This window comes from Wolbachia endosymbiont of Nomada ferruginata, assembly GCF_001675785.1.
Classification (GTDB): domain Bacteria; phylum Pseudomonadota; class Alphaproteobacteria; order Rickettsiales; family Anaplasmataceae; genus Wolbachia; species Wolbachia pipientis.
Genome location: NZ_LYUY01000035.1, coordinates 1 through 12,146 on the forward strand (window position 1 = coordinate 1; position 12,146 = coordinate 12,146).

Genomic DNA, 12,146 nt, shown 5'->3' on the forward strand with positions numbered 1-12,146 from the left:
TCATAATCATCAAAACGTTGTATTTTAACATAAAACGGCTACTTTTATGCTTACCAACTTAATAAAATTCCTGGATCCCAGTGTCTGGGCACTGGGATGACACCCTTCTGGTGGACTCAAATCACGATGTTTGCACAGCTGTACGCTTAGTTCTGGTTGCACGCTACCATTCTTGTACATCCATAAATAGAAAATTTACGCTTTAAAAGGATCATATACATCGATTTCCTTAGAATTACTCTTTTTCAATTTTTCACTTAATAATCTTAAAATAGGCTGTAAATCACCATTAATTGATAAGCACAGCACTTCTTTATTGAGATAATTAGCTAGGTGATTCTTCTTTTCCAGAATTTCTGCTTCCCTCAATAAGTCGCATTTGTTTAATACTACAATCTCTTCTTTTTCAACAAGATCACTATTGTAAAGTTCCAATTCATTATGGATACAACTATAAGCCGAAACAACGTCATCGTGAGTTACATCGATTAAATGAAGTAAAATTTGACACCTTTCTATGTGCTTTAAAAATTTATGCCCGAGCCCAACTCCAAGGTGAGCATCAGTAATTATTCCAGGAATATCTGCTATTACAACTTCGCTATCATCCACTTTTACCATGCCTAAATGAGGTCTTACGGTGGTAAATGGATAATCGCCTACTTTTGTATCGGAATTTGAGCAGCGAGTCAAAAATTTTGATTTACCTGCGTTTGGCATGCCAATAATTCCAATATCTGATAAAACTTTTAGTTTTAATAATACATGTTTTTCTTCGCCAGGCTGACCGTAAGTAAAATGTCTTGGTGCCTTATTAGTAGAAGATTTAAAATTAGTATTTCCAAGTCCACCTTTTCCACCCTGTGCTATTAAAAATTCCATATCAGGCTTGTCAAGATCGACTATTATCTCTTCACTTTCTTCATCAATTATTTGTGCACCAACTGGAACTTTAAGTATAACGTCTTTCCCTGCTGTGCCAGATCTATCCCTGCCTGCACCATTTTTTCCACTATCTGCTTTAATGTGTCTTCTATAACGAAAATGAAGCAAAGTGTTGAGATTAGCGTCGCTGATGAAAACTATGTTTCCACCCTTTCCTCCATTACCACCATTTGGACCACCAAATTCAACGAACTTTTCTCGACGAAAACTTGCACAGCCATCACCACCGTCACCAGCTTTTAAACACAATTTTACTTCGTCTATAAAACCCATGCTAACCCACGATAATATTTAGCATCCTTTCCTAATGCGCTTTCTATTCTGATTAGCTCGTTATACTTCGCGAGTCTATCAGAACGCGATAGCGACCCGGTTTTTATTTGCCCGCAATTTGATGCAACTGCTATATGAGATATTGTTGTGTCTTCTGTTTCACCTGAGCGGTGAGAAATAACAGCTTTGTAGTTGTTTGATTTTGCCATTTCAATAGCAGCAAAAGTTTCTGTTAACGTTCCTATTTGATTTGGCTTGATCAGCACAGCATTTGCCATTTTTTCTTCTATTCCTTTGCCTATTAGTTCACAATTTGTAACAAATAAATCATCCCCAACCAATTGAATTTTACTCCCCAATTTTGCAGTAAGTAATTTCCAACCTTCGTAATCGTCTTCACTCATTGCATCTTCTATAGAAATTATTGGATATCCTTCCACAAGATTACAATAATATTCAGTCAACTCTTCTGAAGTAAGATCTCTGTGTTCAAATTTGTAAATTCCATCTTCATAAAAAGTAGATGAAGCAACATCAAGGCCTAGTGCAAAATCACTTTGCGCTGAATAACCTGCTGATTCTATAGCGTATATGATCAAATCAAGTGCTTCTTCAGTACTTTCAATATTTGGTGCAAAACCACCTTCATCCCCTACATTTGTGCTATAACCTTTTTTCTTAAGAATGCTACGTAAGTTGTGGAATACCTCCGCAGATATTCTAATCGCTTCACTGAAAGTCTCAGCACCGACCGGAAGAATCATGAATTCTTGGAAATCGAGCTTATTGTCTGCATGTACTCCACCATTAATTATGTTAATGAGTGGAACCGGCATAACACTCGTCTGCTTTCCTCCCAAATATCTATATAGCGGCATATTGAAGCTGTTTGCTGCTGCTTTTGCAACTGCAAGAGACACACCCAAAGTTGCATTTGCTCCAAGTTTTGATTTGTTTTTTGTTCCATCTAGTTCAATTAATGCTTTATCAATCGCATTTTGACCTGTTGCATCCATGCCGATGATTTCATCTGCTATTATCCCATTTACAGCTTGAACAGCTTTCAGCACTCCCTTACCACAATACCTTTTCTCATCTTGATCCCTGAGTTCCAAGGCTTCTAATTTACCGGTTGAAGCTCCAGAAGGTACAGATGCCCTACCTATTGCTCCATCACAGAGCTCAATCTCTACCTCAACAGTGGGGTAACCCCTGCTATCTAAAATTTCTCTTGCAAATACGTTATTGATTATCTTATTCATTGCATTAAATCCCTACTGTAAACTTTCTGTACAAACGTGTGATCTGAAGATAATTCTAGTTGTCATTCCAGTGCTTGACACTGGAATCCAGCTTTTACTATACAGCCACCTGGTGTGCTCATTTACGATTAAGTTTTCTGGATCCCAGTGTCTGGGCACTGGGATGACATCATTCTTAGTGGAAGTTACCCCCATATCACAACGTTCGTACAGTTGTGTGCTTCGACACTGGGATCCAGCCTTATTACACAATTTTATCATATAAATCCTCCCAGTCCGGATTCTTTTTCTCAATTAAATTCATTTTCCATATATATAATTGACTAGATTCCAGTTTGCATGACACCAGTACTTGCATTTATTCTATCGTTTAACTAGATGTTTGTATAGTTTCTGCTATGAGCTTTGCAGCTTCCTTTGCCAATTTAGCTATATTACTACCAGCACCAATAAATAATACTATATCACCTGGACTTGTCGAATCACTAATAAAATGTGAAATGAGCAAAACATCATTCATAATTTTTGTGTTATTAAATCCATTACTGATTAAAGCTTTTTGTATATCATCAATCCCACAACCAGGAATAGGCTTGTCTTCTGGGGGATGAACAGGAGTGAGGATGACATAATCAAACATCATGAAAATTCGTATGAATTCATCAAAAAAATTACGAATGCGAGCAAAACGAAGTGGTTCGATAATTCCTATTACTTTTCCTTTAGTAATCGAACGTGCAGCCGTTAAAGTTGCATATATTTCATTTGGATGATGGGCATAATCCTCAATTAACTTAACACCTTTAATATTGGCAATCAAAGAGAATCTTCTTGCTACTCCTTTGAATTCCAAAAGGCCTTTTTTAATCTCTGCATCGCTAATCCCGAGTTTTATCGCAACTGATATTGCAGCCAAGGCGTTGCTTACTTTGTGAATACCTATTGCGTTTGATAGTACTATGTTTTTTAAAGGGCTGGATCCCAGTGTCACGCACTGGGATGACAGAAGGTGATGGGATGACAGAAGGTGATGGGATAACAGAGGGTGATGGGATGACAAAGGAGTAGGGGAAATAGGGAAAGGCATCGGTATCGTTCCAAAACATAAAGGTGTCATCCCAGTGCTTGACACTGGGATCCAGTTATTTTGAACCATACAACTATCATCAATAAACACATCAAATTCTATGCTGTTAGCATGCTGTTTAATATTAACAGCTTTAATATTGGCATCCTCAAATCCAAACATCATAGAGTTATTTGCATCATAACTAATGTCTACAGAATCAGGCAAAACTGCAAAATCTGCTTTATTTATAAATTGAGAGAATGCATGCTTAACATCGTCAAATGTACCATAATGATCCATATGATCGTCGTTAATACTCGTTATGACAGCAATATTTGCAGGAATTTTTAGCATGGTTCCATCAGACTCATCAGCTTCGATTAAAAAAATGTTACTCCTTCCAAGTCTTGAATTACTCTGATACGAATTTAGTATTCCTCCTACAATTACAGTTGCATCAATATTAGAATGATCAAAAATGGAGGCAATCATTGCTGTTGTCGTTGTCTTACCGCTCGAACCTGAAACCGCTATCACATATTTATCTCTTAAAAGTTCAGTAAGCATGTCTGATCTATGCAAAACGGTTTTATTGTTATTTTTTGCCGCAATTAACTCCACATTATCAGATTTTATTGCAGAAGAATGTACGACTATTTGAGCTTGGCTTATATTATCAGCATTGTGACCAATGTAAACTTCTATACCCAGCTCTCGTAATCTATCCACATTATTGTTTGATTGTGCATCACTGCCTTGAACTTTGTAATTGGAATTGTGAAGAATTTCAGCAATAGCGCTCATTCCGATTCCACCTATACCAATAATATGTATTATTCCTTTTTGAGTTTTGTTAATATTTAGCAGTAGATGTTTACTCATTACTAAATTTATTATAGTATAATTTAAAATCCTCATAGTATCGAACCCTCTTACCGAATACAATGATAAAAAACCTAACCTTTCTATGTCTAACATTTGTTTTGATAAGCAGTTGCAGTTTTAGCAACAGGTTTAACTGCACTGCAGGTCATTATAAAATTGGCAGCAGCTACACAATAAATGGTATAACTTATTATCCAAAAAACTGTAAACACTATGAAGAGATAGGGACAGCGTCGTGGTATGGAATAGAAGATCATGGCACGCTTACAGCAAATGGTGAAGTGTTTAACCGTCACTTGATCTCTGCAGCGCATAAGACTTTGCCCTTACCCTGCTTTGTTCTTGTCACTAATTTAGAAAATGGAAGAAAGCTTGTTACAAGGGTTAACGATAGAGGGCCTTTTATTGAAGGCAGAATAATAGACTTATCAGAAAAAGCAGCTCAAGTCTTAGGATTTCATAAATCTGGGCTTGCAAAAGTAAAAGTTCAATACCTAAGAAAGATGTCAGAACAATTGATACAAAATACTCCTCATTACAGAAAGCGATATGAAAAAGAAATGCAGAAACGTCACCCGAAACAAGACAGTGCAGAAAGTAAGGGATATGTTGCATTTTTTAAAAGTGCTCAGGCTGCTAAATCAGCTGCATCAAAGCTTCGCAATCAAGGAATAAAAAATGTTAGATTGCTTTTTAAGAACGATCAATATTGCGTGAAAGTGAGTTATAGGTAGTGGTGAGTGCAGAATTTGAAAGATTTGGTTAATGTAAGGAACGCTGGCTAACTATTGTAAGTTAAAAATGTGATATAAAAAAGATATCAACAATTTATAGCTATACCGCCGCGGCGCTAACACGTAGCGGGATGACGAGTTTGTCGTTTTTCAAATTGTCGTAAGTCAGTTTAGCTATAGCATTATAGAGACAAAGATCAAAATTTACTTATTTACGTCTCCAATTTCATCATGTATAATGGAGACAAAGATTTATATTTTGTATTTTATGTCTCTATCGTTTATTGGTAGGCAAGCTGAATTAAAACAACTGCTGGAGCTTACAGAAAAAAATACTGCATCTTTTGTAGTAGTCAAAGGAAGGCGTCGTATAGGAAAAAGTCGCTTAATTCAAGAATTTGGTAAGCATTTCGAGCAGTATTACTCATTTATAGGTTTGCCACCAGAAAAGCATACTACAACATCCCACCAACTTAATGAATTTTCTAGACAAGTTGCTAGACAATTTAATACATCTTTTGCTAGATATGACGATTGGAGTGACTTACTATGGGCAGTTGGTGAACGTTTACTATCTGGCAAAATATTGTTGCTCTTTGATGAAATTTCTTGGATGGGCTCAAAAGATCCAACTTTTTTAGGCAAAATAAAGAATTTTTGGGATACACAGCTAAAAAATAATAACAAGCTAATTTTTGTTGTTTGTGGATCAGCTTCATCCTGGATTGAAAAAAATATACTTAGTAGTACTGGTTTTGTGGGAAGAATATCGTTGACTTTAACACTCGGAGAATTATCACTTTCTGATTGCAATGAATTTTGGCCAAAAAATATTTCAGCATACGAAAAGTTTAAGGTGCTTGCAGTAACCGGTGGAATCCCAAAGTATTTAGAAGAGGTAAATTTTAAACACAGTGCTGAAGAAAATATTAAAAAGCTTTGTTTTACAAGAGGTGGATTTTTAGTTGAGGAATTTGACCAAATATTTTCAGATCTATTCATGCGAAAAACAGCTTTTTACAAGCAAATAGTGAGAGCTCTTTCTACTGGAGCTAAAGAACAGGAAGAAATTTGTACTGCTTTAAACATTGCAAGACATGGACGCATTTCTGAGTATCTACATGAGCTGGAGCTTGCTGGTTTTATTGCAAGGGATCACACTTGGAATATAAAAACGAGTACTGATTCACGACTCAGGAAGTACAGACTTCAAGATAATTATTTAAGGTTTTATCTAAAATATATTGAAAAAAATCTAGGAAAAATTAATCGTGACACCTATTCTATGGGGTTATTCACGTCCCTGCCAGAGTGGCATACAATCGTTGGGCTTCAGTTTGAAAATTTGGTGCTTAACAATAGAAAGAGCATACATAATATCTTGGGAATTGATGGAATAGTAAGCGAAAATCCATTTTTTCAGAGGAAGACAGGTGCTGGTTGTCAAATTGATTACATGATTCAAACCAAGTTTAACACTCTCTACATTTGCGAAATCAAATTTTCAAAAAATAAAATCGGTCATTCAATAATACAAGAAGTACAAAAGAAAATAGATACACTAAAGCGTCCAAAAGGCTTTTCATGCCGTCCAGTTCTTATTCACGTTAATGGTGTGAGTGATGACGTTATAGATAGTGATTACTTTTCAAACATAATTGATTTTGGAGAATTATTGAATTGTAAGTAATTCTTGCTCTACTTTTTCAACTTTGTGTCATTTAACATTGGAACAAGATTCCAGTGCCAGCTATTTTCATGACATCTCTCTTGAACTCTTATTATAACAATGTTCGTACAGATATGTGCCACGCGCTGGAATGACATGGTGAGGCGTCATCCTGCTGCTCCTTTCTTGTCATGCCGCCGCGAACCGTCATACCGCGATTCATTCGCGGTATCTCTAGATCCCGCTAACAAGTAGCGGGATGACGGTTGTCAGGGTGTCATTCCAGCGCCCCTATGATGTCATCCCAGTGCTTGACACTGGGATCCAGGAATTTTATTAAGTTGGTAAGCATAAAAGTAGCCGTTTTATGTTAAAATACAACATTTTGATGATTATGAAAAAGCTGGATTCCAGTGTCAAGCACTGGAATGACATCGTTTACTATGTACCATATTGCAATGCTCGTACAGCTGTGTGTCACGCACTTTGCTTCAATATTTGCACATTAGCCACTCCTCTAAACAGATACGCTAGTTTTTGTGAATATAATACAACGCAGCTTACCATTTGTTATGCAGACTTGCTACAACCCAAACTCTTCATTGACTTTATCAACTATTGCCTGTGGTGGATCCTCTCCCCATCCTGAATACAAAATCTCTCCATAGTCTGCAACATCTATAGAGCCAGTTCTGCTTTTTGCTAGAAACATTTCTCTTTTCTCTTTATCAACTAATACATAATGCCACGCTGATTTTCCACGATCTTTACCACGGACTAAGTATACAAGATCTGACCTACTTCTTTTTGTTGCATCAGCAAAAGATCTTTCATTGACAGTTCTGCTTTTACTTTTTATGCCGCCACTTTCAGAAAAAGCTTCCTTGGATTCGGTTTTTTTGCCTGCTAATTCAGAAATTTTTCCTTTTTCCCCTAGCGCACGTTCTTTGGTGTTTTGAGACGAATACTTACTGGAAAAACCTTCCCCTGTACCGCCAGGAGTCCTGTTTGTGAAACGCTTAGTAAATGAATTATTGTCGTTGTTTTCTGCCATAAAAATCTCCAAACTTTAGATTGTAGAATCCAAACTTTTACTACACTTTATCATATGTTAATTAATTAATATAAATGAAAAATAATATAGTAATTATTACAGGAATTACGGCCTCAGGTAAATCAGAATTATGCGATAACCTGATAGAAAAATATGGAAATATTAGTATAATAAATTGTGATTCAAAGCAGGTATATGAAGAAATTCCCATAATTACTGCTCAACCACCAAAGCAAGAAGTATTTTATAAACTATATGGTTATGTTTCAGCAAAAGAAAATTATTCCGTGGGTCTATGGTTAGAAGATTTAGAAAAAGAAGTTAATCACGCATTAGAAAATGCTCAAATACCTATCATCACTGGAGGAAGCGGGCTTTACATCAGCAGTTTAATCAAAGGCTTATCATCAATGCCACAAATAAGTCAGGAAGTGAGGAAAAATGTAAGCGAATTAAGGAAAAATTTAAGTAAAGAGGAGTTTTACAAATTAGCGCTAAGCAAAGATCCAAGGATTCAAGGTAAAGTGTTCATGAATGACTCGCACCGCCTTTCAAGGGCACTTGAAGTTATCACTGAAACTGGCAAGTCAATTTTTGTATGGCAAGAGAATAGACAGCCTCCTTTATTCAATAATTTTAAGATATATACAATTCTGCCTAAACGTGAAGATGTATACCGAAAAATAAATTCTCGTTTCATTACAATGATTGAAAATGGAGCAATTGATGAAGTAAAAAAGCTACTTAGCATGAACCTAGCCCCACATTTGCCAGCTATGAAAGCACACGGAGTGCCAGAAATTATAAAGTACTTGAAAGGTGAGATTACTTTAGACGAAGCGATACAAATTGCTCAAACAAACACAAGACACTACGCGAAACGTCAGTATACCTGGTTTAAAAAACAATTTCTAAATGCTGAAGTGATTGATTGTGCAAACAAGCTCAAGATATTTTAATTCAGGCCGTGCTCATTACTACGAATAGGGGGTTCCATATTTTCCAGATGGTCGCTTACTTCTAGTGGATCGCCTAAACCATGCTCTATTTTTATTTTAAAAAATCCAAGCCTCTCGCACAATTTCTGAAAGTATTCTTTTATAATGTCAAATAAGCTTTTATCACCTATATTATAGTCCTTCAGTCTCTCAGGAACAGTAAGTGACAAGTTACCATTTGTGTATGTTACATTTTTATCATCTTGAGACTTAAGCGTGAATTCTAGTGAGCTGGATAGATCACACACCTTGTCACCGAATGTACCGTCACTCCTTTGGAAAAATATTGGTAATGTCATATCAGATTTAACACTCACATTATTTTGGCTAACACAGTCAATACTTATTACTTTTTCAGGGCTTTCTATTATGAATGAATGCTGGCTAAGTGCACCTTGAAACTCTATATGTACACCAGCTTCATATCCTGCTTGATTACAATTGATAACTAATTCTTCCAAGATAGAGTCACTTGGAACTTCTGCCTTAGCGTATTTGAACATCTCCTTAAAAACTTTTCTTGCAAATGGGCGGTAGTCTTCATTTTTACCTTCACTTTTTGGCAGTAAACTATCATGTTCTTTGTATAGCTCGGCAATCAAATCTTTACTTATACTTTTGCCGTTAATAACAAAATCCATTCTCTGAAAATCTAAGAACGCTGTATTACCAGAATTCGCTTCAGCATTGTCTTTACCAGCTCTTAACTTGCTAAAACCAAACTTTTCTGCTTGAGCTCTTAATGTAACTACTGGATTTTCCTTTTCTTCTGATATAGAGCTACTCATTATTAATACCTTGATATAGACTGCTGATAGTATAATAATACATAAAAATGATTAATAAGTTAATAAAATACCTACTATAAGCCCTATGATAGCAAATATAGTTAGGGGTAACTTAGGCTTACCGACGATTTTAAAAACAACAAATTCGTCATTCCGTTACGTGTTAGCGGCTGAGATACCGCGAATGAATCGCGGTATGACGTTAGAGAGCTGTGCTAGCTATAGTGCATACCTGACCATAAGGTGACAAGATTTTAAAAAGGCTCTATAACAGTTTTACACATGTATGAATCTCAATGAGCAATCAGATTTTTCTAAATAGCAGGCTGGAGAATATACCTAAGTTCCATTCCGCAATATTGCCTAAACTTTGTGGTGGGGACAAGGTGGTGGATCTGCTGTTTTATAAGCCACTTAGTTATGTGGATAGAAGCAAGTTACTATCTGATGCTCGAGTTGGAGAATTTACAACTTTCATTGCAAAAGTTTATGAGCATCAGTCGCCCACTTTTAGAGGTAGACCATATAAAATAGTCGTTGAAAGTGAGAGTCAGTATATATTCATAGTCTTTTTTAATTACTCAGTTAAGTATTTATATAAACTATTTCCAATCGGAGCTTCTGTGATCGTCAGTGGCAAACTCGAAAAATTTGCTGAACATTGGCAGATTACTCATCCAGATTACGTGTCGCTTGACATCAACCAATTTAAAGAAATAGCTTGCATAGAGCCAGTTTACCAATTATGCCGTGGCATTACCAATAAGCGCATTGGGAACATAATAAGCTCTAATCTAAAGGAATTGCCTGATTTACCAGAGTGGATAGATGATACATTAATCAAGCAAAAAAAATGGTTGAGTTGGAGGGAAAGCATCATAAAGTTGCACAGACCAAGCTCATTGGCGGAAGCTGAGGTTTGTAGAAAAAGGCTTGCTTATGATGAATTGTTTGCGTATCAGCTAGCGCTGAAACTTGCAAGAAAAAATCATGTGAAAGAAAGGGGAAGAGAATTTGTAATATTGAGTAAATACAAAGAGCAAGTTTTAAATGAATTGTCGTTTCAATTAACAAATGATCAAACTCGTGCAATAGATGAGATCTCAGAGAGACAAAAATCCAAGTATCGCATGATAAGCTTGCTGCAAGGTGATGTTGGTAGTGGCAAAACCGTAGTTGCACTTTTTGCGATGATAAATGTGGTAGAAAACAACATGCAGGCAGCTCTAATGGCACCGACTACTATCTTGGCGGAGCAACATTATAATTGGATTGAGGAAGTTTTATCCTGTACCGATATAAAAGTTGCGCTGCTTACTGGTAAAACTTCGCGCAAGGAAAGAAAGATTATCATGAACGAACTTGCAAGTGGTGTTTTAAATATAGTGATTGGCACTCATGCACTATTTCAAGCTAACGTTACATTTAAAAATTTAGGGCTTGCAGTCATAGACGAGCAACAGCGATTTGGAGTGATGCAGAGAAATCGCTTGGTAGGAAAAGGAGAAAATGCCGATATACTTTTCGTTACTGCAACTCCCATTCCAAGAACCTTGCAGCAAGCTATGTATGGTGATGTTGAATGTTCAATTTTGAAAGAAAAACCAAAATCCAGATTGCCAATAAAAACTGTAACTATGAACATTAGTAGGGTGCCAGATGTTATTGAAAAGCTAAAAGGTGCTATAAACAGGGGCGAAAAAGCATATTGGATTTGTCCATATATAGAAGAAAACGAAGAGACCAATATTGCTGCAGCAGAGATGCGTTTTCAGGAATTACAAAAAACATTTCTTGATAAAGTCGGGATAATACACGGAAAATTGACTCAGGAGCAGAAAGATCAAATTATGTTTTCCTTCAAAAGGAATGAATTTTCTCTGCTTGTTGCAACCACTGTGATAGAAGTTGGTATAGATGTGCCAGATGCAACCATCATGATTATAGAAAATGCAGAGCAATTTGGGTTATCACAATTGCATCAGTTAAGAGGCAGAGTAGGGCGAGGAAACAAGCCATCTTTTTGTGTATTATTATACGATAATTTAAGTAAAAGCTCATCTTCAAAGTTAAAGATCATGTGTGAGTCACAAGATGGATTTTACATTGCTGAAAGGGATATGATGCTAAGAGGCAGTGGAGATATTTTAGGCACAAAACAATCAGGATGTATGGAATTTAAATTTGCTGATTTATATCAGGACAAAGAGCTGCTCAATCTCGCGTATAATAACGCAAAAGGCGCAATGGCTGATTTTGAATTACTGCTTGATATATTTGAATATAGAAGTAGATTACATTTTTCAAAATTTCAGTAGAAAAACCAGGTAGCCCGCAGAAACAAAAAAACTTACTTGACACCCTTCGCCAACCCCCTTATCATGAAACTGAAGCTATTGTATTTGCTTTCGCCAATCTGCAGATTAAAAGGTAAGGATTACTTAATGTATCGGCGTCTTATGTTCAATT

11 protein-coding genes and 1 pseudogene are annotated in these 12,146 nt (G+C 36.3%); 5 read left to right on the forward strand and 7 right to left on the reverse strand.

Going from position 1 to position 12,146, the window contains the following annotated elements; genetic code table 11:
- Positions 1–24: 24 nt before the first annotated feature.
- The 5 genes and pseudogenes from BA053_RS07245 to BA053_RS02990 all read right to left on the reverse strand — a co-directional run bounded on the left by BA053_RS07245 (position 25) and on the right by BA053_RS02990 (position 4,467).
- Positions 25–162, reverse strand: a complete 138-nt coding sequence (locus tag BA053_RS07245) for a hypothetical protein (protein ID WP_156518039.1) — start codon at positions 160–162, stop codon at positions 25–27.
- Positions 163–195: 33 nt separating this feature from the next.
- Positions 196–1,218 (reverse strand): Obg family GTPase CgtA, encoded by a 1,023-nt coding sequence (gene cgtA / locus BA053_RS02980; RefSeq protein WP_065095390.1) that lies wholly within the window; start codon positions 1,216–1,218, stop codon positions 196–198.
- Positions 1,206–2,480, reverse strand: a complete 1,275-nt coding sequence (gene eno / locus BA053_RS02985; RefSeq protein WP_065094370.1) for a phosphopyruvate hydratase — start codon at positions 2,478–2,480, stop codon at positions 1,206–1,208. Before eno ends, cgtA begins: the two co-directional genes overlap by 13 nt.
- Before the next feature lie 57 nt (positions 2,481–2,537).
- Positions 2,538–2,657: pseudogene (locus tag BA053_RS08565) on the reverse strand (WPE palindromic element domain-containing protein); the annotation flags it as partial.
- Positions 2,658–2,850: 193 nt separating this feature from the next.
- Positions 2,851–4,467 (reverse strand): UDP-N-acetylmuramate--L-alanine ligase, encoded by a 1,617-nt coding sequence (locus BA053_RS02990; RefSeq protein WP_065094398.1) that lies wholly within the window; start codon positions 4,465–4,467, stop codon positions 2,851–2,853.
- A gap of 26 nt (positions 4,468–4,493) precedes the next feature.
- On the opposite strand from BA053_RS02990, the gene BA053_RS02995 reads away from it, so the two are divergent.
- The 3 genes from BA053_RS02995 (at position 4,494) to BA053_RS08320 (ending at position 7,092) form a co-directional block, all read left to right on the forward strand.
- Positions 4,494–5,168: a septal ring lytic transglycosylase RlpA family protein gene (locus BA053_RS02995; RefSeq protein ID WP_065094371.1), complete on the forward strand. Its 675-nt coding sequence runs from the start codon at positions 4,494–4,496 to the stop codon at positions 5,166–5,168.
- 268 nt (positions 5,169–5,436) lie between these two features.
- Positions 5,437–6,858: an AAA family ATPase gene (locus BA053_RS03000; protein WP_065094372.1), complete on the forward strand. Its 1,422-nt coding sequence runs from the start codon at positions 5,437–5,439 to the stop codon at positions 6,856–6,858.
- Between the two features lie 99 nt (positions 6,859–6,957).
- Positions 6,958–7,092, forward strand: a complete 135-nt coding sequence (locus BA053_RS08320; protein WP_255356239.1) for a hypothetical protein — start codon at positions 6,958–6,960, stop codon at positions 7,090–7,092.
- Between the two features lie 328 nt (positions 7,093–7,420).
- Here BA053_RS08320 and BA053_RS03005 read toward each other — a convergent pair whose 3' ends face one another.
- Complete coding sequence (locus BA053_RS03005) at positions 7,421–7,891, reverse strand: hypothetical protein (protein ID WP_065094523.1); 471 nt, start codon at positions 7,889–7,891, stop codon at positions 7,421–7,423.
- A 74-nt stretch (positions 7,892–7,965) separates the two neighbouring features.
- Here BA053_RS03005 and miaA point away from each other — a divergent pair, with 74 nt between their 5' ends.
- A complete protein-coding gene (gene miaA / locus BA053_RS03010; protein WP_065094524.1) occupies positions 7,966–8,850 on the forward strand; it encodes a tRNA (adenosine(37)-N6)-dimethylallyltransferase MiaA in 885 nt (294 codons plus the stop codon).
- On the opposite strand, the gene BA053_RS03015 is transcribed toward miaA, so the two are convergent.
- On the reverse strand, positions 8,847–9,677 hold the full coding sequence (locus BA053_RS03015) for a hypothetical protein (RefSeq protein WP_065106741.1): 831 nt from the start codon (positions 9,675–9,677) through the stop codon (positions 8,847–8,849). The two genes, miaA and BA053_RS03015, sit on opposite strands and share 4 nt — an antisense overlap.
- 296 nt (positions 9,678–9,973) lie before the next feature.
- Here BA053_RS03015 and recG point away from each other — a divergent pair, with 296 nt between their 5' ends.
- Entirely contained in the window at positions 9,974–11,995 is a 2,022-nt protein-coding gene (recG, locus tag BA053_RS03020; RefSeq protein ID WP_065106742.1) for an ATP-dependent DNA helicase RecG, read from the forward strand.
- Positions 11,996–12,146: the final 151 nt, after the last annotated feature.